Raw genomic sequence first — 21,971 nt, 5'->3', positions numbered from 1 at the left:
TGCGGCCTGACACCGCCATGATGATGGGCACTGCAGCTGCGGTTGCTGCCGACGATGATGGCCGCAGGGGCTCAGGATCAGGCCGCACGCCGGTCGGCTTCTGCGCGGGCAGAAGGCCACTGAATAGCGAACAGCGCATTCGCCGGAGCGGCTGTCTTCGAAGCGATAAGCCGCCACCGGAGGACCGCTGCGGCCAAAGGTTCGGGCTTGCGGGTCTCTTTGCTGCTTACCTATCACCTTATACGCCCGTGCTCCGGTCTGAATCTGATTGTGACAGAGTTCCCGGACATGGACTTGATGCCTTTGAGAGATGCGTCACGCGAAGCGTAGTGGCGGACCAAGTTGGTCAAGAGGTGCCGGCTCCAGCCGGGATGGCAACCTTCAGCGGCGCGCGCCGGTCCGCGCGCAGTGGCGTAACTGGTCATCAGGGCGCCGACGACGGTCCTGCCGTGTAGCTCACGCGTCATTTCAGGGCGTCACAGCCTAGACTATGATTCGGACCGGGAGTGCGGAATAACCGTACACGAAGTTCGATGCAACGCGCTCCGGATCGCCAACGACCTCGACCTCCATGCGTTTATTCAGTATCTCCTCCCAGAGGACTTTAAGCTGCAGCTGCGCGAGATGTCGACCAAGGCAACGATGGATGCCGTATCCGAACGAGAGATGTTGGCGCACGTTCTTGCGATCGATCGTAAATTTGTTGGCGTCCTCGATGACCTCATCGTCCCGGTTGCCAGAGATGTACCACATTACGACCTTGTCGCCTCGCCTGATTTGTTTGCCTCCCATGATGATGTCCGCGGTGGCGTTGCGGCGCATATGTGCGATGGGCGTTTGGTATCGAATAATCTCGGACACAGCGCTCGACACCAAGGCGGGGTTATCTCGTAGCTTTCGTAGCTCGGAGGGGTGCTGGTTCATGAACAGCAGGCCACCGGTGATCGAATTGCGCGTGGTGTCGTTGCCCCCCACGATCAGTAGAATGAGATTGCCAAGAAACTCACGTGGCTCCATATGCCGAGTCCCGGACGAGTGCGCCATCATCGAAATGAGATCAAATCGTGGCTCGGCATTTATCCGCTCCCGCCAAAGCCGAGTAAAATATTTCAAGCACTCGGACAGGATTGCGCTTCGCTTGCCCCAGCTGTCGATCGCCTGCCCAACCGTCGGCGCTGCAACGGCTACGTCCGACCAATACGTCAGGAGCCGGCGATCCTCGAACGGAAAGTCGAAAAGCGTGGCCAGCATCTGCGTCGTCAACTCGATCGAGACCATATCGACCCAGTTGAAGGCTTCATTGCGCGGCAGGCCATCAAGGATTGTTCTAGCGCGACTGCGGATTAATCCTTCGAGTTTTTCCAAATTGTCCGGTGCGAGTATCGGACGTACGGTGTTGCGCTGCGCGGCATGTTTGGGAGGACCCACCTTGATGAAACTCGGTGTCCAATGTTCCTCGGGCACGTCGAGGATCGTGACACCTTGCTCTGACGAGAATATTTTATGATTTGTATCGACGGCCACGATATCGCGGTATTTCGTTATCGACCAATATGGTCCGTATGGGCTGTCTTGGCAGTGGTGAACGGGATCTTCCCTTCGCAGCCGCTCGAAGCAAGGCCATAAGCTATCATCTTGAAATCGTCTAGGTTCGCTAACATCTAGATCGCTCAACGGGATGCCGCGCACATCTTCGCCTCCGCGCACGTCAAAGAGCGTTTTCATGACCGTGTCCTTTGGTCTTTTCTCTTTGGAGAACCCATGATCTCGATAGGTCGTAACCGCATGGATTGCGTGCCGAGTGCTTCAGTTGGGAAGAGCTTCTCGCCGAAGCGGCAAAGAATATTCAAAAAACTCAGCGGCGCCCCCTACCAGTTCCGGCAGGAGCGAGATCGCCGCCACTTTGTCTATGCGAGCGGAACGCCGCCAGATGAGTCGGCCACGTCTCTTTGCGGAAGACTCGCGGCGGCCCGCTTGAATTGTGGCTGCTGCGAAATAGGGCCTGACTTCGGCATGCCCGATCTCAACAACGCGATCGGGCAGGGGACCGACGCGGTGGTCGCGGTCGCGCGTTCGATCAAACAGAAGATCGAGATGTTTGAACCGCGCTTGGGCAATGTTCCAGCTGCATGTCAAGACCCAAGCAACAATGCCTTCGGCGCCTTGCGCGCCGTCAAATGGCCGACTGATCCGATCCAAGCACGGCCTAGCTAGGCCGCGGCGGCTTCACCATTTATTATCCTCGCCGCTGGTGCTACTAGGGCATCGTCTAGCTCGCTCCTGTGGCGTCAGGCGTGTGACGGGGCTCTCGATCTGCGCCAGTAGCTCGTCAATGGTCAGGCACGGCGCCTCTGGCGCGACGCTCTGCGCTTCTTCCGGCAGTACAGGCATCGGAACGTGCGGAAGTGAAAAGACGTCCTCGCCCGCCAGCCCGCCCTACACCCGCGAGGTGATGCATGCGCTGATCGCGCACTTCGAGCGCATCGCGCCAACGTGGCTGTTGCTGGAACACGTGACTGGGCGCAGGCGTGCTCGCACATCGTGGCGGTCGGCCGCTTGAAATGGATTCCTGGCTTGAAGCATACCGGGAAAGACAACTACGCATGGTTCAGGTTCGATGCCCGACACACGAGCCGCCGTGTCTCCCACGGTCGTGACCAGGGCGAGATTCTTCCGGAACCGTGCAGGACATGCGAGCAGTGCGGCAAGGCTTAAACGCTGCAGCGCTCCAGCTCGCGGTTCTGTTCGGGGGCGTGCAGAACGCGCGCATGCCGCGAGCGTTTGGCGTTACATCTAGCGCTACAGCATGATGCACCGCCGCGCGCCACGCCCGCCACGCAAGGCACCACCAGATGGCTTGCTACGACGACAAACTGGGTGACAGAAACGATTGCGGGGAGACGACGAGGTATCACCATGAGTAATCGTCACAACCGCCGCGCTGATCTGGCTAAAATCAAACGCAATACACCTGGCGCCTTGCTGACGTATCTGGTCGAGCCCGACGACCCGGCGCTCGATAGCATGCCGCTGCTCAAGGCTGCGGCGGGCGACTGGACCGGCCGGTCTCGAAGATGGTCGTGATTGCCTCATCTGCAGTTCGTACTTGTGACCAGCCGGGACATCGGCGATGTTGCTCAGCACGCCTGACATCGCCAAGCCGACCACGTTGGCACCGCCGGAATATGCCGGGCGTGCTGGGAAGCCTGATCTGCCCGTTGAGGGAGCCGTCCATGGGCGAGGTTAGCACGATTGGTCTGGATATTGCGAAGTCGGTGTTCCAGGTGCATCGGATCGATGTTACGGGCGCGGTCTTGATCGCAAGCGGGTAAGTCGGGCAAAGGTGCTGGAGTATTTTTGCCAGCTGCCACGTTGTTTGGTTGGGATCGAAGCATGTCCGTCAGCGCATCATTGGGGCCGCGAACTTCAGGCGCTTGGTCATACAGTCAGACTGATACCTCCGAGCTATGTGAAGGCTTACCTCAACCGCAGCAAGAATGATGCGAATGATGCCGCTGCAATCTGTGAGGCTGTGACGCGGCCGTCGATGCGTTTTGTCCCGATCAAGAGACGACGGAGGAGCAGACCGTTTTGATGCTGCACCGGACCCGACAATCGCTGGTGCGCCAGCGTACCAATGTTGAGCAATGCACTGCGCGGGCACCTGGCCGAACTCGGCATCGCGTCGGCCAAGGGGCGCAACGGGACAGCGGAGTTACTAAGGATTATCGATTGTCGGGGGCGAGAGATATACAAGGAACCGAAGCTGTCGCTGGCGGCATGAGGCAGGCCGACAACGAGATGGCAACACCAATAGGCGAGGGCATGACGACTTAATGCAGATACGGTCGTTCCGGGAATCGGGAGAACCCGCTTTCAGACGGTCCACGCCCGGTGGGCGAGGTCGAACATCGCGAAGGCGGAAATGATGAGGCTTGCCCCGGGAGGACGACGCTCGCACTTGAACAGCAGACTCAGTGTGCGTGGCTTGAGGATGGGCATGTGACCCGATGAGGCAATTTTCGCGCCTTATTACTCGAGCGTGGCGGACTTCGGTCCGCCTGCGCGGACGCGCTCTTGTGTCACATACCAGATTAGGTAAGCATGAAGATCAGCCACCGTGCTGTACATAGCCGATCCGCGCTGGAAGATTGTGGTCGCCGACCGCGCGAAGAGAACCGCGATGTGGTTGCCGCGGCGCCTTGATCTGCTTTGATTCCGCTCGACCTACCAGATAGAAGAAAAGCGTAATGGAGTTTTCTGCGATTGCAGCTCTGGCCGCCCAACTAAAGTCTCTTCCTTCTGGATCAGCCATGAGAAGGCTCAGTACCGGCGTCGGTTGCGCTAATCAGAGATGTCTTTCAGTGCTTCCACCAAAAGCCTATTGTCGTCTTCAGTGCGGCTTGCGATGCGCAGGAATCGTTTGCCATTCTGAAGCGTCTTGCCGCCATTGTGCCTGATCAATATCCGTCTATCTTTTAAAAGTGTCGAGGCGATCACGTCCCCATCCGGCCAATGGGGCGGGAGTTCGCAGAACACGAAATTTGCGTCGGGCTTCAGAACTCTCATTCCGTCGATGCTGCGCAGGTCTGCGTATAGTTTGTCCCTGTCGCTGCCTACCCTCACCCAACTCTGCTTTGCCGCGTGCGCCAGGTGAGGAAGCTTGCTTAGAAAAAACTCAGCAAACGTATTGACATTCCACGTGGGGAGGGCGGCTCTAATTTCGTCCATCGTCTGTACATTTGCTGATGCCGCATACCCCATCCGTAAACCGCATGTCCCGTAAATCTTTCCCAGGCTTTTGAGAACGATCACATTGGGAAATTCGAGCAAGTGATTTTCCAGGCTCGCACTTCGCCCGAGCTCACTAAACTCGATAAATGACTCATCGATCAGTAGGAGTTGCTGTTGAGCTCGAAGCGCGGAAGCGAGATATAGTAAATCCGCATAGGGAACCATCCGCGAAGTGGGATTATTCGGCGATATCACGACAGCGCCGTCGACACCATTTGTACGCGCAAATGCTGCATAGCGGTGCACATCGAGTTCAAAATCTGGCGGTGACAGGAAAAAGCGTGACAACCGCCCGGGCAAGGCGGTGGTTTCATAGGGATTGAAGGTTGGGACCGGGACAGCAATCCTCATACCCAGTCGGCCAAGGAGGATGGGAATCAGTTCAGCCACGCCATTGCAAATGACAAGATTATTCGCCGGCGTCTTCACCGCATCCGCAAGAAGCTGGACCATCTGCGCATTAGGAGAGGGATAGCAAGTAATAAGCCGCGGTAGAGCGTTCTTAAGTTCGTCAAGGAACGCCTGCGGCGGAAAATAAGGATTTACCAGAAGGACGAAGTCCTTGATGTCATATTTCCAATAGCCGCCGGGGAATCGGTTGACCAGGTCAGAGACCTCGTCCGACCTAAGGGATACGGCGATTTGTGCTGCGCTGTTCATGAGTGCGACTAGCTCAACGTTTCAGGACAAACGAAAATCGTAGGATGGTCGCGATCTCTCGACAAGCTCCCAGCGAACAAGCATCGAGCAGTGCCGATCCGTGCGGAAATGTTCTCGGCAACAAGTCTGGTGCACGCCGCGGTTGGCGAGACTACACGTCATCATGTGACCTGCATGGAGTGAAGCCTGCAAGCCCAAGAAGGCCGGTCGCTGGATCATACTTCCATCCGCAATCAAAGGGAGCGACTGGCTAAAATCACCGATGACGCGACGGCGAAGATGCTTATTGCCGTATACATTGTTGCGCTGAGTGGTGGCACGCGAACAGGCGCGACATGCGCTATAGCGAGCAGCAAGAAGGCAATGTTCACGACGTCAGGAAATGCTTCAGCAGGAATAAGAGGCTTAAAAAGAAATAGAAGCGCCAGGAGCGGCACGTCGTATGACAAGGGGACGCCCAAGAAGCGTCCATCACGCGACCTGCCAAAGTTCGCAAAGTAGCTAAGCCTTATTGCTCCCGTCACCAGTAGAGCGGTTGCGGTCGCAAGCGCGACTTGTGAAGCTTGGCTGACTTGTACCACAACTACCGCAGGCACAACGGCTCCATAGACGATATCTGCAAACCCGTCGAGGCTCGCTCCCATTTTTGCGACATCTGGATCGCGACCTTTGGTGCGACCTGCCACAAACCCGTCCAGGTGGTCCGATAGAACAGCCCAAAGCGCTGCTGCCACAGATAGCTCAAGGCGGTCAGAGAGAGCTAAAAACAGGCTGGCGGAGGAAAAGAGAAGACCTGTGATCGTTATCGCGTTCGCTGGATCCCAAAGGTATTTCAGCATTGAACTCTCACCTCGTTTGCAAATCACGTCTCGCCGCGTAGGCATTCGTTCGGTCCTTGAAAATGCGCTCGGCAATCTCCAAATCGTCAGCATTATCAATTTCGTACCAGCTGAGGCCATCGCATCGCGCCGCGGCGAGCTGTAGGCCTCTCCTGTCAATCAGATAATCCAAAAGTTCTTCGGTGTAGGTCTGCCTAGCTCCAGCGGCGATGATATCGTCCAGTGTCGGAACGATCGTTGCCTTGAGTGTCGGCGCCGAAAGCCGTAGGAGGTTCATCGTCTTGAAAAGCTTTGGGCCATCCGCAACAAGATTTGCCGCGGTTTGCTTCAATCGAAAACCTGAGATGAAGCCGTTCTGCGACAACAGAACGGCCGACCCTTCCATTGAATCATCGAAGGGAACGACTGCAGCTACGTCAGTCCCCCGGCAGACCATCAAGTGTCGCAGCGCATCCTCTTCGAAAAAGACGTCGCCCTCGAGAAGAAAGCAGTTTCCGGAGAGAAGAGCGTCGCGCGCCAGCCACAAAGAATAGGCGCTTCCGGTGCGGTCGAAGACGGTCGACTCGACATATTTGATTTTGAGTTCGCCAAAGTGGCTACCGCAGGCATATTGAATGGCGTCTTTGCGGTAACCCACCACGATCGTCACCTCTTCCACGCCGACAGATTCCAGATTGTGCAGAGCGTTGTGAAGAATCGAAGTGCCGTTGACCTCGACCAGCGACTTCGGCCGCAGATCTGTCAGAGGACGCAGGCGAGAGCCGCAGCCAGCGGCGAGAATGACGGCGTTCTTGGGAGCATCGGTCACCGTTTAGTTCCTTTTTCGTCGCGCCTCTAAGGTGAAACACCGACGGACTTCTTCGGCGCCAGCTTAGGCGTGCTGAAGCGAGATCAGGTCTGCCGGAGCCATCTGAAAATGGAGCCCAAGCGTGAAGACAGACAAATGGTCCTCGTCGGTCCGTTCTCCAGAGAGAAGGGAGGCGCTGGATCCGGTGCCTCGAGCTGCCGAGATGGCAAAGTGCGCATTTCGGTTGAGTGAGGCGTGCTACGCCATCTAAGGACATCTCAGTGCAATGATTAGGCATTTGAGATTGCAGTCGAACCTGGCCAGCTAGGAGGAAGTCCAGGACAGTAGGTCTTCGACAACGAATATGCGCTCCTGTGTCGACGAAACCCTATTTGCGCAGTTCAGCGTCGGGCCGCAAATATCGCGTTTCCGCACGGGCGAGTTCGTCGTACTTGAACAGTTCGAAGACTTCCTCGAGAGTAGCAATGTGCGGCTCAATGCTCGCGGTGCTTTCCTCAGCGATGATGCGACCACAGACTTGACGCATTGCCGCTATTGCCGCTCGCATAGAGTGGTTGGCCCAGATCACCGTAGAGATGCTGGCTTTGCGGTATACAGAGATCGGCGTTCGATAGTATTTCGTCGGAACGATCACGACCGGCAATCTGTTCTGCCAAGCGCGCGCGAACGAAAGGATTTCGTCCGCGGTGCTCCTTCGCGAATGAATGAGGATCGCATCGGCTCCCGCGTCGGCGTAGGCGTGAGCGCGCGAAAGTGCTTCGTCCATCTCATGCCCAGCGATCAACGCCTCGATCCTTGCCACCAAGATCAAGTCGTCCGCGACTGTATCCTTCACTGCCCGGAGGCGGCCAGAGAATTCGTCGATATCGGCGAGGGGGTGCCGATGCCCAACAAACGAGTTCATCTTCGGAAAGCAGCTGTCCTCGAGCGCGACGCCGGCTGCTCCACGCTGACGGAGCCTGCGTGTCACGAGGCGCGCATTGTTGAAATTCCCGAAGCCGCCATCTCCGTCAACGAGCACAGGCAGTTCGCTCGAGTCCACGATCCGCTCGACTACGTCTACGAGTTGGCTCCACGACGCTTCGTTGGCATCGCGGTAGCCCAGGGAGCAGGCAATAGACAGGCCGGACGCCCAGAGGCCTTTGAACCCTGCGCGCTCAGCGATTGCGGCGGAGAGACCATCATGCGCTTCCATGAGGAACGATAGCTCTCTGCGGGAGCAGATTTCGGCGCGCAGCATTTCAGCACGTGAGGAACCGACGGATTGATCAGGGCCGTTGGCGAGAACAGATGGTAATCGGTCTTGCATTCCAATTCCTTGTGATGACTGGCCTAACGTGTAGACCGGCCGATTTCATCAATCGATAGGTGACATGCTTCCGTCATCTAGATCAATTACGAGGGTTGGTAGTTGACCGGGCCCGCAAACCCGTTCCGTGTCGGAGTGCTCAAGAGTCATTGCTAAGCTCCGCCGATCATTTGAGTGATGGCACAAATTGAAAGCACAGCTGTGCTCTGGTCGAGGCGCCGACGACTGCATCATCGATCTTGCATTTGTCGACGCGGTTTTGAGACTGCGCGATCTGCACGAAGGCTTCTGAAGTCGATGGCATTCTAGAGAGTTCGGGCTCAAGCAAGTCAGGGCGCGAATTCATTGTGGACGCGCGCGCCTTCAAGGTTTGGGGAGGGCGCAGTGCGCCAAATTCTGATCCCCGCAGCGGCGGCATACCATCGCGACTGCCGCTTTCTAAAGGGCGGGAGACGCCTCGGTGGCATACTGAGAAAATTGGTGGCTCAGTTCCCCGAACTTGAAGCGAGCTCTTCAGCCAGCTTTAATGCGAGGATCGGAATGATGTTCGCGCTGAGGGTATATGGAGTCGCTTCCTTCGGGGCATCGAAGCACGGCGCGGTTTAGTTGAGCCGGAGATTCGGCGGAAAGCCGCCGAAAAGTAGATCGCAAGAACGACGAGGATGCTAGCGGCAATGAGGGCAGTTGCGAGTCTCATGCCCACAATTTCAAAAGGCATGCGGCTTTTTCTTACTCGTTCCTGAAGTGGAACATCGGCCAAAAACGAAGCAATACCCGTGGCAAATTTACAACCCATGCAGCCACCCGAGACGCTACGCTGGACGGTCGCAAGGGGGCACCTATGTTCGACATCTACATCAATCAGAAACGTAATCTGCTCGTCCTACGCAAAGGCTCCGCAATGCCGGTACTCGGCTCCCCGGGTAAATGGCGGAAGAGCAAGAAACGAGTGGTCAAAGTCAGCGACGAGATCAAGTCAGCCGTCGAAAGACAAGGCTACTACGTGCGGAGACTGCGGACTAATCAGCAACGTACGATGTAGGTTCGCATACGTTTGAGCGCGGACCTCTCTGTGTGCAACCTCTACAGCATCACCACCAACCAAGGCGCCATCCTCGCGCTCTTCCGCGTGGTCAATCGCTACGTCGGCAACTTGCAGTCCGTGCCGGGCGTCTTCCCCAGCTATCCCGCGCCTGTGATCCGTAACCAACCGAAGCCTAGGACTGAGACGCGCACTGAACTTTCACGCACGCTTCATTTGTCTGTAGGGCGCCGCGGTCTTTCCTGTCCTGCCGCGTGCGAGGCTCGGCTTGTGACGGCTTCAAACACCGCAATACGCCGGTCGAGTTGCCATAGCTCGATGTCGTTGGTATCAACTAGCTGCTGAGCACGTTCCCGTGCTTCCTGCTCGTCGGCACACTGCAAATTTGCCACGCTTATAACGTGGCGGTCGTGATCCAAAAGGTAAGCTCGGTAGTGCGCCATCCCACCCCCCAAGGTCCGCGCTCATCCATCGGTGTCCGGTCGATGTGCTCGGCTTGTTCCTTGTCAAATTTGACCGCCAGACCCTGGCTGGCTTGATCATCGGACCATCACCTCAATCCTTCAATGAGCGTCCTCCAGCCGAGCGCATCGTTCAGCCGTTAGCAGCGAAGCGCCAAGCGTTGCCAAGTAGTGTGGCAGTTCGCAATCGGGACGCGCGTTCATATTGCCGACCAACGAGACGACCGAGTTCTTAAGGTCGCCTTGGTCAAGATGATCGAAGGCTCGTTGCTTGCACCGCTCGACATATTTGTCGCGCGTCATGTCAATTTTCAGGGAACGTTGCATTTTTCGCCTCCCCAACCGATGACTGCTTCCAATAGTGGAGTTGGAACGGAGCGGATTTGGCCTGTCTGTTCGAAAAGCGACAAACAGACGCTCTTTTGGTCGCAAGTGTGGGAATTAGGATACAGACGCACGTCGCGACCGCACCTGTCGGCGCCGGGCGGAGTCCAAGCCAGATACCCGGGCCGCATCTTGTCTATGGTTTCCTGACGACTACGCCGAATGCGGTGGTCGCACCGATCCATCCGAAGGCGATGCCGGTGATCCTGACGACGAACAAGGCGCGATGTGTAAATGCGGCCGTTGGGGTAAGGCGGACATGCGGCCGTCCCCCTGGAATTTCGCATCAGACACCCGTTGCGCGCCAACCTCAATTCGACCTGGTGCTGGCCTTTGTTTGTACCAGAAACTGCGGAACCTCGAAATGTCGGGTGAGTTACAGAACCGAAGAGGATTTGGAGGGTAAGCGATAATCCAATCGTGCGCGCTATAGCACGTGGATTTCTGTTTATCCGTACGTCCTCTTTATTGGGCAGTGTTTGAACAGAGAGGTGACAATGAAAGCATCCCTTCTTCTTACTGGCGCGCTCATCGTCGGATGCGCCGCCCCAGCACTCGCTGACGAGTTCTACGTCGTGCAAGGACCTAGCCACAACTGCACGATTACCTCCACGCGCCCGGCGGACAAGGAAGTCGTGACGCAGATCGGTCCGATGGCCTTCAAGAGCCGCGTCGAAGCTGAAGACCGCATTAAGCAGACCAAAGTCTGCGAGGAAGGCACCGTTGGTAGCAGCACCAGCAGCACGACCGTTATCAAAGAGAAGCAATGAATTTCTGATCGAATTCTGGCGAACTTCGAGAAAGATCGCGCCCCGGTGGGCGCGATCTTTTTTGTTTGGCAGATCACCTCACTGGTGCGCTAATTCAGATCGTTTATTCGCCTCCCGCAGAGGGTTCGACAAATTGGTCGCGGCGAGAAGGCGCTTGTCCGATGAGGCTGCGACTTTGGTCTTAGGCGCTCTTTGTGCGCTGCGGTCCACGCATTGTCCGTAGTCCTACGGACGTTGCGCATAGTCGATCTTGGGCGTCTACTTCAGATTGAATTTCAGGACGATCGAGTTTTTCAGCCGGAGGCCCCATGAGCGTTAAAGCCATGATGGCAATCATCCTTCAGAACCAACTGACATTGCGCGGCGTGCATTCATTGACGCTCTCCGACTATGAAGAGATCGTAGAGTTGCTGATTGAGCAGCTCAGAGAGCTGGAGCTAAATCTGGCAGCGCGCGAGATAGCTGACAATCGCGAGCCGCACTAGCGCGGCCACAAGCCTGAGCGCACTGCCCCGTTGCATCGGTTCAATGCGACGCGCAGCGGGGGCATTCCCCATCTGCCGCTTCGCTGAGTTGCCGACCAATCTCTTCGTTGAGCGCCTTTGAACTCCAATTCGTACCGTCGCTCTTAACGATCCTTTTGGCGCGCTCGAAGGCATGGCTTTCGGCCGCATCGTCACCGACGCGGATGGTTACATCAGAATGGAAGGGACAGACCGCGATTGCACGAGTTGTCTCTAGTGCATAGCGCACCGTCGCGCCGAGATCATCGGCGTACTCTTTGGGGAACATGTAGAGCTTCCTGTCGCCTCGACACGAGGGAGACCTCGCACGCAGTGCGCCATGGCAGGACGCGGATCAGCAGTTAGGGCGAGGCCCGGTGTGCCTAGGAGCCCGGGGCCTCATAACCTCAGCAGCCTGACAAGAGGTCGTTCGGCTACACGTCCAGCCTATCCGGAGTAGCCGATCTCGCTTTGATGTTGCGCAAAGCCGCCTCGGGCCAGCCGGCCCCTTGCGGCGGAGGGAGAGGACGGTGGGGCCGGCGGTCCGATGGGCTGGCGGATGGGGACGTCCGCCATGCCCCGGCACGCTAATCCCAATCAGATGATCGCCGTGTTCACTTGTGGTCCAGGCTGTGTGAAAACCTGGTCGATGGTATGATTCTCTTGCTGAATCGGCGGGGGAAGTGATGCAGGGTTTCGTTCAAGGGGCGGATCGCCAGCAGACGACGCTGTTGCCGGAATGTCTCGATGATTGGGTCGACCAGGGCAATTCTATTCGCGCGGTCGATGTGTTCGTGGAGGCGTTGGATCTGCGCGGCCTCGGGTTCGATGGCGTTGATCCTGCGGCGACCGGCCGGCCGGCGTATCATCCTTCGCCGATGCTCAAGCTTTACATTTACGGCTATCTCAACCGGGTGCAGTCGAGCCGGCGGCTGGAGCGCGAGGCTGGCCGCAATCTCGAGGTGATGTGGCTGACCGGACGGCTCGCGCCGGATCACAAAACCATCGCCGACTTCCGCAAGGATAACGGCGCTGCGATCAAGAAGGTTTGCGCGCAATTCGTCGAGTTGTGCCGCAAGATGGGCCTGCTGACGAAGGCCAGCGTTGCCATCGACGGCAGCAAGTTTAAGGCCGTGAACAGTCGGGACAACAACTTCACGCAAGGCAAGATCCAGCGCCGCCAGAAGCAGATCGAAGAGAGCGTGGCGCGCTACATGAGTCAACTGGACACCGCCGACCGCCAGACTGCGGCAGGAGAAGAGCCGTCGGAAACGGTGCTTCTGACCAAGACGCGACTTAGGGAAAAGCTGGCGAAGCTCGAAGAAGAAGTGAAACGGCTGGCCGCGATTGAAAAGGCATTGCTCGCCTCGCCCGACAAGCAGATATCGCTGACCGATCCCGATTGCCGCTCGATGGCAACGAGCGGGCGCGGCTCCGGCATGGTCGCCTACAACGTACAAAGTGCGGTCGACACCACGAACCATCTGATTGTCGCGCACGAGGTCACCAACGTCGGCACCGATCGATCGCAGCTGGCGACGATGGCGCAGGCGGCGAAAGCCGCGCTGTGCAGCGATCATTTGGACGTCGTTGCGGATCGGGGCTACTTTAAGGGTGAGGAACTCCTGGCATGCGAACAGGCCGGGGTCGCCGTCACGCTACCCAAGCCGCAAACCTCGGGAGCCAAGTCGGAAGGCCGCTTTGGGAAACCTGATTTTGTCTATTTGGCCAAGGACGATGTCTATCGCTGCCCGGCCGGCGAGAAGCTGGCGCACCACTTCACCGCTGATGAAGATGGCCAGAAAATGCGGATTTACTTGACGAAGGCGTGCCGCACATGCCCGCTCAAGGATCAGTGCACAACGTCCAACGAGCGCCGCATCAGACGCTGGGAACACGAACATGTCGTCGAGGCCGCGCAGACGCGGCTCGATCAGAACCCGCAAGCCATGCGTGTGCGCCGCGAAACTGTCGAGCATCCGTTCGCCACACTGAAGATGCGGATGGGTGCAACACACTTTCTAATGAAGCGGTTGCCCAATGTCGCGACCGAAATGGCGCTGAACGTACTCGCCTACAACCTCACGCGCGTAATGAACATCGTCGGGATCAAGCCGCTCCTGCTGGCAATCCAGGCGTGAAGAGTTCGTGCTGTTATGCGCATCGTGTGACCGTTCAGGTCGCGCAGCGTGGCCCGAGCTTGCGCCCGGGTTGGCCCCGGACTCGATCAAGCAAAAAATGCTCAGACCGTTGTGTCGACGCGGATCGTCCCCGGTTGCGTGCTGTTTTTGGGGGAAGAAAAACGTTTTTACACAGTCTGGGTCGGAAGCAGGGTATTTGTAATGTTCCAGCAAAGGAACAGCGAGGTCGCCGATGAAGGACATGTAAGTCCGGCTGGAGAAGCTCCGCACCGACGCCGCCGAATGTGCCCTCATTCGTGATCTGGCGACGGATCCGAAAAAGCGGGGAGCTGTTCGCGAAACTTGCCGAGCACTTGACCGTGCTCGCGTCGGAGGTTGAGCGGGCTCTTGGCGACAGCCATTCCGAGATCGCTGCTGACGTTCCTCCGGGTCGTCCTATGCGGCGCGACAGAATCGGCTTCCCGTTCGAACTCGGCTCGTGCTGGCGCGTTGGATTGTCCTCCCAACCGGAGGAGGACGCTATGGATTGGAACCGCATCGAAGGAAACTGGAAGCAGGTAAAGGGCAAAGTGAAGGAGCAGTGGGGCAAGCTGACGGACGATGACTTAGACGCCATTGACGGAAAGCAAGACCAGCTTGAAGGAAAGCTCCAGCAGCGCTACGGCTACCAAAAGGATCAAGCCAAAAAAGAACTCAACGATTGGTTTGGTCGTCAGAAGTGGTAGCCCCTCAAAGCCCGCCGGTCCCCGCGCGGGCTTTTTTTCTCGCGTCGTTGAAGATTGAGAACCGAATAGGAGTTGTCCCATCACGCCACGTCAGGGACATGCTCCGAAAACAAACCGCAGAGCCAGAACGACCATCCCAGAGACAAGGCAGGCAATTGCCGCAAGAACCAAGTCAGGTCGCGCACTCCTAGTTGCAACCCGCCTGACGAAATTTCTCAGCTCCCCCATCGTATTTACCAAAGTGTCGCCCGGAACGAGAGAGAGATGAGCCAAGCATAGGCATGTCAGCTCTTCCGGGTTGCATTCCCCAGCTTGCCATCGTTCCCCAGCTTGCCATCGTTGCCGTAGATATCGTTCGAGCGTGCAGCGACGTGCGTCCAGTGGATCAACATCATTGCACCGCTAGGTACAACGTCCACGCTCCACTAGCCGCGACCGTCGGAAGCATCTCATCATCCATTGTCGCTCCCGTGCCCTGAAATTCCGGTTGCAACTCGCGATCATGTCGAAGGTTTCCATTTTTTCCCGAACTGGCAGTTCTACTAATGTCGTGATCTGCCGCAGGAACATGAGTCCCCAGTACGCAATTGCTTTTACTGGAGTAGGCGATGAACAATCCTGACTTGGAAGTGCTATTCCGAGCTGTGCAGGATGCTCGGCATATCATCAGAGAGTGTGTGATTTCCAACTCATTCGATGCGGCACACACGGTGGAGCGCCTGCATGCCGTTCTGGACAGAGATGAGGTGATCCACGTACTCGACCGCGTGAGCCGTCAACCTGTGGCCAGGCTAACGGAGGAAGGCTGAACTAGCGCTGACCGCGGCGGCAATTGCGGCAGCGGCCCGCAAAGCTGCGTCGATCTCTCAAAGAGCGCCAGCGCGAAAGCGACTGGCATAGGCACCAATTTGCCCCGCCACTAATCCATCTTGACCATTCTGAAGTGGCCTTACTTGGGTGGTTGCCATCTTGGCAAGGTCAGCCACTCGGTTATCTGAGACGTGATTTCGTTCTGCCGGGCCTTCCTAAGCAGACTGTCTCGTTTGTGTCCTGGCGGGCATGACCGCGCTTCATCACGTAGCTGTTGAGCTTCTAGGTCAAGCTGAGCCTTTAACGAGGCTTTTCGTATGAACCGCATGCGCGTCATGACGCATAACCCATCTCTACGAACCTACCCCGCCTGTGTAAACTCGGAACTCGGTATGTTGGTTCTTAGATGGACCCCTCTGCGTTCGTAATCTGTTCGTTGGGACCATGAATAAGGCCCCGACGATATTGCACGCCGGGGCCATTCAAGATCATCAGGCCGGTTACATCCGCCGCGCCTTCAGATCACAAGCATCGTTGATTACGACACTTGATCATGAGAACAAGTTCGCAACCGTGCAGCCGGAAACGGTTCACATTCGGCCCGGAAACGAGCTGCCTCTAGCTCGCTCTTGCGCCATTCGGCGCGGCGCCGATGCTCCATCGCCAACGCTTTTTGCGTCTCCACGTCCAAAATAATCTCGTCGATCTCGACGGCGTCCAGCATGCGTTTGATGCGCAAGACGGTAGACAGCACCATCATAAGATCGCCATAGGGTAACAGCAAATCGCGCGCCGCGATCTCGCAGTATGTGAGGAACGCGGCCATTGCTTACTCACTCTTGCAAATGAGCAGCGCCAGCTCGCGGGCTTGCCGCAGATCATCGGCCGCAGACGGAGTGTCGTCGTCACCCAACGGCATGCGCTCAGCGGCCCGACCGACTACCAGCTCGATGCAATGGCTCTGCACATTCGCGAATACGTCAGAAACGGAACTGACGGCCTCGCCCGGTTCGGGCATCAGTGGGGCAATTGCTTCCCGAACATCGGAGGCATCGCCGCGACCTTCCGCGAACGCTTCCTCGTGTCCCTCGCCCCAAACGCGACCTTCAAAGCCCGAACCCGGGTCCACCGTGGCGCCGCCCAGCGGGTGGCCCTGTAGGCGCGCAGCCACGATATGGCCCGCCTCGTGAATTGCGACCCGGCAGTCCTGGTCGTAAGTGCGGCCGATTTTGGCGAGCAGCCTGTCGTATTCATCGACCTCCGCATTGGGGTCGCTGCCGTTATCGCCACCATCGACGTGAGCAGCGACCCCCGCGGCGCCGAGAGAGGTCGCAGGATGTGCGGTGCCTTCCTCAGACGGAGTTCCTTCAGACATCATCAAAAGCCTGTCATGGTGAGCGGCGGCCCAGCCACCCCGACCTTCGCAGGCACGAGCGCCAGCGGGATCGCCTGCCGACCCTGCCGGATCGCGTCGGGCATGGCCTTCAGCTCCGCGAGGGTGAAGTTGGCGGCAACTTCGATCTGGCCCATGGTGTTCTGGAGGAAGCCCGCCATCTGGCCGCTCTCGAAAATGGCCGATTTCGGACAGGGCATCGGTAAGAGCACGCGACTGCGCAAGATAGCCCGGCAACGCAGCCTCGATGGCGGTCACCTGCTTTGCCAACTTGTCTGCTGCCGTAGCACGCTTAATACGCTCGCTTTCCGCAGCGAGCTGACGCTCGCCTTCCGCCTTCTGGTGCGCGAGAACGGCGAGGGCGTCGTCGATGCCCGCGAGGTCCGAGGTTGCCGCGACCACGGCAGCCTGCTGCTTGTCGAGCTCCCGGTGATCTTCGAGGTCCGCCGACAGGAGGGTATCCCGGCGAGCCTGAATTGCCTGGTCCAGCGCCGCCTGCGCCGTGACGCGCTTGGCGACGAGCTGTTCGCCGCGCTTCGCAAGCGAGACGATGGTGGTTTCGAGTTGCTGCATGGGAGCTTTTCGGAAGGGGTTGCGCATGAAGCCAGTGTATGCCGCATCAACATGATTTGCGTAGACCGACGACGTGGAGGGCTCCACATCCGATGCAGTTACTTGTGGTGCGCTCCACATTTGTGAGGATTTTCGAGCGCTGGAGCGGCAGGGTGTGATGTCCGCTTTGCTCTTAATGCTGGCCTTGCAGGTGCGTGCGAGCACTTCCGCTACGGGCCAACAGCTGCCAAAAGTGTTTCTCAATTCATCCGCCTGGGCAGCGTCGATCTGCGCGTTTTCGTGTATCGCGCTAATTTTGTTGAACCGTCTGTTCTTCGCTTTAATAGAAGAATTAGAGTCAACTCTAATTAGACAGCAGAACTGCTTGTCTGGCGGAGTGCGCGAACTATCTTGTTTGACGAGGTTCGGCGGGACCAGCAACTGAAGCAAAGAAGCTTGTGCGGAGTTCTCGCCATGATTGAAAGGTCAATGGAACGTCGCGCTCTGCCGCGCGAGGTCATCAATCTGCCGGCATTGCTCTCGTTCGATGGAATTATGGGGCTCCATCCGTGCGTAGTGCGCGACATCAACGCCTTTGGCGCTCGCCTTTCCACGCCCTATTACATATTCGCCAGCGAATTTGATCTGTTGTTCAGTAGCCTTCACAAGAGGCTTGCCTGTCGAGTGGTATGGAGGCGGGCAACCATTTCGGGCGTGGTGTTCGTTGTGCTCCGCCGCGCACCAAAGCCAGTGAGTGCAAGCATCGTTCATCTTAATCTGCCGTATGCACTCCCGCCGGTGCGGCCCGTTAGCGAGGTGTGCGGCATCTCTTTTGATATGCATTGACCTAATGGTCTGGCACATCCAATGGGTAAGCGGCTCGTTACAATCGCGATGACGAGCTGTCGCCGGCGGGACTGGGCTGCAGGCAGGTTTGACGCGCTATCCAACAGATGCACAAGAATGCAGATGGCGAGAACGCCAGCATGGCGATGCCACTCACACAGGGTGTCCGCTAAGCGTTAATCGCGTCGGTTTGCACCTGAGGCCGTGACTTCCGGTCTAATGAACGGACATCGCCTGAGTAGCCCGGCATGTCTCAAAGGGGCCAGCAGCTAATGCGCGGGAGTTTTGGCTGCTGCCAATTCGCGCCTGGTTCGTTTGCGGCGCAATTTCGCCCAATGGTTGCGTAGATTATTGATCTGATATAGTTTCCCGCTTGATTTCGGGTTTTTGCTTTTTCGATTATCCATTTTCCACTGACTGGATAGGGGTAATGACTTACCAGAACGTCGACAGAATTGTTGTCGGTACCCGCTTTAAGATGAATAAGTTCGGAGCCGCTCGATGCCCAGAGCTGGCTAACCGGAGTGGCATCGTCATTGACGTGAGCCTTCGTACCACGGGCATCACCGTGCTGTTCGATGGCGCCCGAAGACCAACTTGCCTGCACAGAGACTTTATATCACCCATCTCAGATGGGGAGATCGCTGCACCTTCTATCGCTTCAGACGAATGAGGGCGCATGAAGTCTTTAAGGCCACGCGAATGGTCAAAGCAGGAGGCGCAGCGATTGATAGCTCTCGCGCGTCAGAAAACCTGCGCCGGCGACGTAGCCCGTGAGCTTGATCGCCATGTCACCTCAGTAAGAAAGAAGGCACGCGAACTCGGCTTGCTACTCCAGAAGCGGGCCGACGTCTCGCAACTCCGTGGGAAGTGAAATCATTCAATGTGGAGCATCGCGCGCCACCGCCACTTGCGACGATATTCGTTAGGTAGAGATCTGGCGTAGGCGCGCTCCAAATGGAATTCGAGAATCTCCTTGGCAGCCGCGCGGGGCGCCATGCCGCGAACGATGTCGTCAGGGCTGAACGCCTGGATTGGGTCAAAAGGGGCGGTCAGAGGCTTTGGGAGGTCAAGTCCGGTTTACCCGTCATAGCTGACGGTCTCAGCTTGGCTCATGCTCCTTCACATCCGAGCGAAGCTCCTGCGGCCCGCGACCAAATCGGCCAGAATTCCTTCAGTCGGCTCTCTGCTTTGACGCGCGCCGGCAAGCCGCCGCGCCCCCCCAGTTCGCCTGCCGCGCAATCAAAGGGAGCGGTTTGCAAAGAAAGCGATGGGGTACCGCAGCCTACACTACACGCGAACTCCAAAACCGTTGACGGCCCCCCATGAGCTTCTGTTGATGATCGCGAGTTTCAAACCGTTTGATGAGTTGCGTCTCGAAATTGCCCACCAAAACAAGGGGGCGACAGCATACTTGGTGTGGAGCAAGTATGCTTTGCGAGCGTCCGCCTGCCAGGCCGCTCGCAGAGAAGGACAGTCGGATGATTGCGCCGATTCGACGGAACTGGAATCCAAAAGACTTTTTCGATGAGTTGACGCCGGCGATGTTCACGGCCGGACCATCGACTGTGCGCGCACGTCGGGACAAGTTGTGGCCAGAGTTGTATACTGAATACGACGCGAGGCACTTAAAACAAGAATTGTTCAACCGAAATCTGATCGCCACCAACGAAGCTGAGGCGTTCTTTAGTGCCTGGGCCGCGGATGAAGAGCGTCACACCGATGGTTTCATCCGGATCATGGAGCTTGTCGCTGGTGAATCCGAAAAAGATCTTCGAGACAGATTGGAAGCTCGATCGCATAGTTTTTCTGCAATCAATGAATACTTGAAGGACGAATTCTCTCTGATCGTTATGATCGCATTTGATGAAATGTGTACTTGCCGCGCCTATGCTGCGGATAGAGAGTTCTATGCCGGACTTGGCAGCAGCTTCCTTCGTTGCCTGAGAGAGGTGGTTGCCGACGAGGCAGTTCACTCGATGAACGCTGTTAATGTTCTCCGTGCCCGTTACTGCGAGCGCATTCCCGAAATCGGCGAGATTCTCGACAGCCTAATCCGCAGCGTGGGCAATGATCCGGATTATACCGGCACCTTCGTACTGGATTACTTCGGCGGGAATTACACGAAGCAGATGTTTGTCAACTGCCGCGCCGCTGTCCTGAGAAACGTCGCTAAGCCGCTAACAGCCGCAGTGACGGATTGAAGCGTCGGCGCGCAAGTGGACAGACGAGCTTCTGCGCCTCATCTCCTGTCGGTGCCTCAGAATTGCATGTGTTGGTCGGTCAGAGCGGATTCGGCTCACAGACGAGTCAGATAGCCTGCATGCGCTGTCCTTGAACTTTTCCGCTTGTTTTCAGGTTCTTGGCAAGCGACACGCAATAATGAGCGATTCAGCGGTGCCTTGCACAAGGGGGCACCGATCACACGTCAAGAGAAAAAGCCAATCAGGCAATCATCACGAACAATTAAGCCAAATGGCGCTGTCGGCTTTCCTCCTGATGTCGCGAATTCTTCAACGCACGCGCCCGCGGCATCTATCCCAATTCTCTCAAGTCATTGTCGTTAAACCCGATTTTTGGGAGCGGTGCAACTGGTACGACACTTGCTGTTCTCATCCCCAGGTTCTCTCCCTTCCGGAGATGCGTATGCAACGTGCCCTCTGCACCAAGCAGAATTTCCGACTGCAGGCATATCGGGGTATCCCCCTGACGAACATCGTCATGCACCACGAGGGCCGGTCGCGCTCAACCCTTAAGAATTGTTCGCGTCGGAGGCGTCCAACTAGGGCACTCAGACGCCACGCATTGTTCATGCAAGGAGCCAAACTTGCGCGACGAGCCTGTTGGGCTGCTCATCGACCGGGCTCTCGTCGGCGCCGGCGCGGTGAAGATCAGTTGCGGCCTGACGATGCAGATCCGTAGATCGTGCACGACCGTGGCCCACTTCTTTTCATGCTCGCCGGCAAGCCGAACATCTGCGGTGACACCGGGCTCGTTGAGCTCGAGATCACGGGGCGGCTCGGCGACGGATTGGAACTTGCCTCCGCTTAAAACAAGCTCAATCGAGGCGGCGCAATACCGACCTTTTGGGCCAGCCCGCTGAGGCGCCCAAAATGGATCTTTTCAGCTTCACCGAATGCGCGACGCGAACGCAATCCCTCAGATCGCTTTTCGAGCTTCTTGTGAGCTGTGCGAGCGACGAAGGCTTCAGCGAAGTCTCTTACGGAGCGCTCAATTTCGCGGAGCCACTTCGCCTACCGGAGTATCCGCCGCCCGCGGTGGCCGTTAAGTGGCCGCCCGAATGGTGTGAACGATATTTTAAGCGAAAGTACCACAAAATCGATCCGGTGGTCCGGCGGACACCGACGCTTTCGCGGCCGTTTCTGTGGGATCAACTCGCCGAGCAATATCAACTACAGCCCGACGAAAGGCGCGTGCTTGATGAGGCCAGAGAGGCCGGTCTCAAGCACGGCATGAGTGTACCATTGTTTGGGCCATTGGGTCGATTATCCGTCGTATCGTTTGCATCTCGGTTCGACGATGCCGATGCTCAACATTCCAAAGGCCATCTCAACGCACTAGCCTGGCACTTTCACACCGCTTGTGTGGAGATCACACGTCCGGCGGAAGATAACTGCAATATGAGAGTTGCGCTATCACAGCGGGAACTAGATTGTCTACGGTGGGTGGCAGAGGGCAAATCGTCATGGGAAATCGGGAGGATATTACAAATCAGCGAGAATACGGTGAACTTTCATCTTAAGAACGCGATGCGAAAGCTGGGCGCGACCAGCCGGATCCAAGCCGTCATTGTGGCGATCCGCCTCAATCTTATTTTTGATGTCCATGCTGCGTGAGCATCTTGATGGACGATGATTGTATCGAAGCCAGTTTGCGCCTGAAAACTGCTGTGAAGACAAAAATCGATCCTATG

Annotated in this window: 21 protein-coding genes and 3 pseudogenes; 14 read left to right on the top strand and 10 right to left on the bottom strand. The window is 57.2% G+C overall.

Annotated elements, in window-relative coordinates:
- Nucleotides 1-483 precede the first annotated feature (483 nt).
- Nucleotides 484-1,725, bottom strand: coding sequence for a cytochrome P450 (locus IVB18_RS41450; protein WP_247985942.1), 1,242 nt, complete (start codon nucleotides 1,723-1,725; stop codon nucleotides 484-486).
- A gap of 36 nt (nucleotides 1,726-1,761) precedes the next feature.
- Between IVB18_RS41450 and IVB18_RS41445 the strand changes: the two genes are divergently transcribed.
- The 3 genes and pseudogenes from IVB18_RS41445 to IVB18_RS41435 all read left to right on the top strand — a co-directional run.
- Nucleotides 1,762-2,214 (top strand): hypothetical protein, encoded by a 453-nt coding sequence (locus IVB18_RS41445; protein ID WP_247985941.1) that lies wholly within the window; start codon nucleotides 1,762-1,764, stop codon nucleotides 2,212-2,214.
- A 702-nt stretch (nucleotides 2,215-2,916) separates the two neighbouring features.
- Nucleotides 2,917-3,084, top strand: coding sequence for a hypothetical protein (locus IVB18_RS41440; protein WP_247985940.1), 168 nt, complete (start codon nucleotides 2,917-2,919; stop codon nucleotides 3,082-3,084).
- A 149-nt stretch (nucleotides 3,085-3,233) separates the two neighbouring features.
- Nucleotides 3,234-3,697 (top strand): annotated as a pseudogene (locus tag IVB18_RS41435) (IS110 family transposase); the annotation flags it as partial.
- Between the two features lie 414 nt (nucleotides 3,698-4,111).
- On the opposite strand, the gene IVB18_RS41430 reads toward IVB18_RS41435, so the two are convergent.
- The 5 genes from IVB18_RS41430 to aepX all read right to left on the bottom strand — a co-directional run bounded on the left by IVB18_RS41430 (nucleotide 4,112) and on the right by aepX (nucleotide 8,341).
- A complete protein-coding gene (locus tag IVB18_RS41430) occupies nucleotides 4,112-4,315 on the bottom strand; it encodes a hypothetical protein (protein ID WP_247985939.1) in 204 nt (67 codons plus the stop codon).
- Nucleotides 4,316-4,344: 29 nt separating this feature from the next.
- Nucleotides 4,345-5,454, bottom strand: coding sequence for a histidinol-phosphate transaminase (locus IVB18_RS41425; protein WP_247985938.1), 1,110 nt, complete (start codon nucleotides 5,452-5,454; stop codon nucleotides 4,345-4,347).
- Between the two features lie 233 nt (nucleotides 5,455-5,687).
- Nucleotides 5,688-6,293, bottom strand: coding sequence for a CDP-alcohol phosphatidyltransferase family protein (locus tag IVB18_RS41420; protein WP_247985937.1), 606 nt, complete (start codon nucleotides 6,291-6,293; stop codon nucleotides 5,688-5,690).
- A 7-nt stretch (nucleotides 6,294-6,300) separates the two neighbouring features.
- On the bottom strand, nucleotides 6,301-7,101 hold the full coding sequence (locus IVB18_RS41415; RefSeq protein WP_247985936.1) for a phosphocholine cytidylyltransferase family protein: 801 nt from the start codon (nucleotides 7,099-7,101) through the stop codon (nucleotides 6,301-6,303).
- 367 nt (nucleotides 7,102-7,468) lie between these two features.
- A complete protein-coding gene (aepX, locus tag IVB18_RS41410; RefSeq protein ID WP_247991857.1) occupies nucleotides 7,469-8,341 on the bottom strand; it encodes a phosphoenolpyruvate mutase in 873 nt (290 codons plus the stop codon).
- 910 nt (nucleotides 8,342-9,251) lie between these two features.
- Here aepX and IVB18_RS41405 point away from each other — a divergent pair.
- Nucleotides 9,252-9,452, top strand: coding sequence for a hypothetical protein (locus tag IVB18_RS41405; RefSeq protein WP_247985935.1), 201 nt, complete (start codon nucleotides 9,252-9,254; stop codon nucleotides 9,450-9,452).
- 30 nt (nucleotides 9,453-9,482) lie between these two features.
- Nucleotides 9,483-9,617: pseudogene (locus IVB18_RS41400) on the top strand (SOS response-associated peptidase); the annotation flags it as partial.
- A 398-nt stretch (nucleotides 9,618-10,015) separates the two neighbouring features.
- Here IVB18_RS41400 and IVB18_RS41395 read toward each other — a convergent pair.
- Entirely contained in the window at nucleotides 10,016-10,240 is a 225-nt protein-coding gene (locus tag IVB18_RS41395; RefSeq protein WP_247985934.1) for a hypothetical protein, read from the bottom strand.
- Between the two features lie 173 nt (nucleotides 10,241-10,413).
- On the opposite strand from IVB18_RS41395, the pseudogene IVB18_RS41390 reads away from it, so the two are divergent.
- The 3 genes and pseudogenes from IVB18_RS41390 to IVB18_RS41380 all read left to right on the top strand — a co-directional run.
- Nucleotides 10,414-10,530, top strand: a pseudogene (locus tag IVB18_RS41390) (SOS response-associated peptidase); the annotation flags it as partial.
- 264 nt (nucleotides 10,531-10,794) lie between these two features.
- On the top strand, nucleotides 10,795-11,067 hold the full coding sequence (locus tag IVB18_RS41385) for a hypothetical protein (protein ID WP_247380532.1): 273 nt from the start codon (nucleotides 10,795-10,797) through the stop codon (nucleotides 11,065-11,067).
- A 308-nt stretch (nucleotides 11,068-11,375) separates the two neighbouring features.
- The gene (locus tag IVB18_RS41380) at nucleotides 11,376-11,552 is read left to right on the top strand and encodes a hypothetical protein (protein WP_247985933.1); all 177 of its coding nucleotides are present in this window, start codon (nucleotides 11,376-11,378) and stop codon (nucleotides 11,550-11,552) included.
- 40 nt (nucleotides 11,553-11,592) lie between these two features.
- Here the strand turns inward: IVB18_RS41380 and IVB18_RS41375 are convergent, their stop codons facing one another.
- On the bottom strand, nucleotides 11,593-11,859 hold the full coding sequence (locus tag IVB18_RS41375; protein ID WP_247985932.1) for a hypothetical protein: 267 nt from the start codon (nucleotides 11,857-11,859) through the stop codon (nucleotides 11,593-11,595).
- A 397-nt stretch (nucleotides 11,860-12,256) separates the two neighbouring features.
- Here IVB18_RS41375 and IVB18_RS41370 point away from each other — a divergent pair, with 397 nt between their 5' ends.
- The 3 genes from IVB18_RS41370 (at nucleotide 12,257) to IVB18_RS41360 (ending at nucleotide 15,245) form a co-directional block, all read left to right on the top strand.
- A complete protein-coding gene (locus IVB18_RS41370; RefSeq protein WP_247985931.1) occupies nucleotides 12,257-13,711 on the top strand; it encodes an IS1182 family transposase in 1,455 nt (484 codons plus the stop codon).
- Nucleotides 13,712-14,232: 521 nt separating this feature from the next.
- Entirely contained in the window at nucleotides 14,233-14,436 is a 204-nt protein-coding gene (locus tag IVB18_RS41365; RefSeq protein ID WP_247382607.1) for a CsbD family protein, read from the top strand.
- 608 nt (nucleotides 14,437-15,044) lie between these two features.
- Nucleotides 15,045-15,245 carry a hypothetical protein gene (locus tag IVB18_RS41360; RefSeq protein ID WP_247985930.1) on the top strand — a complete coding sequence of 67 codons (201 nt, stop codon included), beginning with the start codon at nucleotides 15,045-15,047 and terminating at the stop codon, nucleotides 15,243-15,245.
- A gap of 539 nt (nucleotides 15,246-15,784) precedes the next feature.
- On the opposite strand, the gene IVB18_RS41355 is transcribed toward IVB18_RS41360, so the two are convergent.
- A complete protein-coding gene (locus IVB18_RS41355) occupies nucleotides 15,785-16,072 on the bottom strand; it encodes a hypothetical protein (RefSeq protein WP_247985929.1) in 288 nt (95 codons plus the stop codon).
- Between the two features lie 3 nt (nucleotides 16,073-16,075).
- Complete coding sequence (locus IVB18_RS41350) at nucleotides 16,076-17,212, bottom strand: hypothetical protein (RefSeq protein ID WP_247985928.1); 1,137 nt, start codon at nucleotides 17,210-17,212, stop codon at nucleotides 16,076-16,078.
- A gap of 453 nt (nucleotides 17,213-17,665) precedes the next feature.
- Between IVB18_RS41350 and IVB18_RS41345 the strand changes: the two genes are divergently transcribed.
- From IVB18_RS41345 to IVB18_RS41335, 3 genes are all read left to right on the top strand, one after another.
- On the top strand, nucleotides 17,666-18,037 hold the full coding sequence (locus IVB18_RS41345) for a PilZ domain-containing protein (protein ID WP_247985927.1): 372 nt from the start codon (nucleotides 17,666-17,668) through the stop codon (nucleotides 18,035-18,037).
- A 1,481-nt stretch (nucleotides 18,038-19,518) separates the two neighbouring features.
- The gene (locus IVB18_RS41340; RefSeq protein ID WP_247985926.1) at nucleotides 19,519-20,241 is read left to right on the top strand and encodes a hypothetical protein; all 723 of its coding nucleotides are present in this window, start codon (nucleotides 19,519-19,521) and stop codon (nucleotides 20,239-20,241) included.
- A 909-nt stretch (nucleotides 20,242-21,150) separates the two neighbouring features.
- The gene (locus tag IVB18_RS41335; protein WP_247985925.1) at nucleotides 21,151-21,894 is read left to right on the top strand and encodes a LuxR family transcriptional regulator; all 744 of its coding nucleotides are present in this window, start codon (nucleotides 21,151-21,153) and stop codon (nucleotides 21,892-21,894) included.
- Nucleotides 21,895-21,971 lie beyond the last annotated feature (77 nt).

It is taken from the genome of Bradyrhizobium sp. 186, from assembly GCF_023101685.1.
Classification (GTDB): domain Bacteria; phylum Pseudomonadota; class Alphaproteobacteria; order Rhizobiales; family Xanthobacteraceae; genus Bradyrhizobium.
Note: the sequence above shows the minus strand (reverse complement) of the source record. Positions and strands in the feature narration are given on the sequence as shown.

What these genes read in the sequence shown, in the direction of transcription:
- IVB18_RS41450 (WP_247985942.1), bottom strand. Translation starts at nt 1,725, where the DNA reads ATGAAAACGCTCTTTGACGTGCGCGGAGGCGAAGATGTGCGCGGCATC.
- IVB18_RS41445 (WP_247985941.1), top strand. Translation starts at nt 1,762, where the DNA reads ATGATCTCGATAGGTCGTAACCGCATGGATTGCGTGCCGAGTGCTTCA.
- IVB18_RS41440 (WP_247985940.1), top strand. Translation starts at nt 2,917, where the DNA reads ATGAGTAATCGTCACAACCGCCGCGCTGATCTGGCTAAAATCAAACGC.
- IVB18_RS41430 (WP_247985939.1), bottom strand. Translation starts at nt 4,315, where the DNA reads ATGGCTGATCCAGAAGGAAGAGACTTTAGTTGGGCGGCCAGAGCTGCA.
- IVB18_RS41425 (WP_247985938.1), bottom strand. Translation starts at nt 5,454, where the DNA reads ATGAACAGCGCAGCACAAATCGCCGTATCCCTTAGGTCGGACGAGGTC.
- IVB18_RS41420 (WP_247985937.1), bottom strand. Translation starts at nt 6,293, where the DNA reads ATGCTGAAATACCTTTGGGATCCAGCGAACGCGATAACGATCACAGGT.
- aepX (WP_247991857.1), bottom strand. Translation starts at nt 8,341, where the DNA reads ATGCTGCGCGCCGAAATCTGCTCCCGCAGAGAGCTATCGTTCCTCATG.
- IVB18_RS41405 (WP_247985935.1), top strand. Translation starts at nt 9,252, where the DNA reads ATGTTCGACATCTACATCAATCAGAAACGTAATCTGCTCGTCCTACGC.
- IVB18_RS41395 (WP_247985934.1), bottom strand. Translation starts at nt 10,240, where the DNA reads ATGCAACGTTCCCTGAAAATTGACATGACGCGCGACAAATATGTCGAG.
- IVB18_RS41385 (WP_247380532.1), top strand. Translation starts at nt 10,795, where the DNA reads ATGAAAGCATCCCTTCTTCTTACTGGCGCGCTCATCGTCGGATGCGCC.
- IVB18_RS41380 (WP_247985933.1), top strand. Translation starts at nt 11,376, where the DNA reads ATGAGCGTTAAAGCCATGATGGCAATCATCCTTCAGAACCAACTGACA.
- IVB18_RS41375 (WP_247985932.1), bottom strand. Translation starts at nt 11,859, where the DNA reads ATGTTCCCCAAAGAGTACGCCGATGATCTCGGCGCGACGGTGCGCTAT.
- IVB18_RS41370 (WP_247985931.1), top strand. Translation starts at nt 12,257, where the DNA reads ATGCAGGGTTTCGTTCAAGGGGCGGATCGCCAGCAGACGACGCTGTTG.
- IVB18_RS41365 (WP_247382607.1), top strand. Translation starts at nt 14,233, where the DNA reads ATGGATTGGAACCGCATCGAAGGAAACTGGAAGCAGGTAAAGGGCAAA.
- IVB18_RS41360 (WP_247985930.1), top strand. Translation starts at nt 15,045, where the DNA reads ATGAACAATCCTGACTTGGAAGTGCTATTCCGAGCTGTGCAGGATGCT.
- IVB18_RS41355 (WP_247985929.1), bottom strand. Translation starts at nt 16,072, where the DNA reads ATGGCCGCGTTCCTCACATACTGCGAGATCGCGGCGCGCGATTTGCTG.
- IVB18_RS41350 (WP_247985928.1), bottom strand. Translation starts at nt 17,212, where the DNA reads ATGCAGCAACTCGAAACCACCATCGTCTCGCTTGCGAAGCGCGGCGAA.
- IVB18_RS41345 (WP_247985927.1), top strand. Translation starts at nt 17,666, where the DNA reads ATGATTGAAAGGTCAATGGAACGTCGCGCTCTGCCGCGCGAGGTCATC.
- IVB18_RS41340 (WP_247985926.1), top strand. Translation starts at nt 19,519, where the DNA reads ATGATTGCGCCGATTCGACGGAACTGGAATCCAAAAGACTTTTTCGAT.
- IVB18_RS41335 (WP_247985925.1), top strand. Translation starts at nt 21,151, where the DNA reads ATGGATCTTTTCAGCTTCACCGAATGCGCGACGCGAACGCAATCCCTC.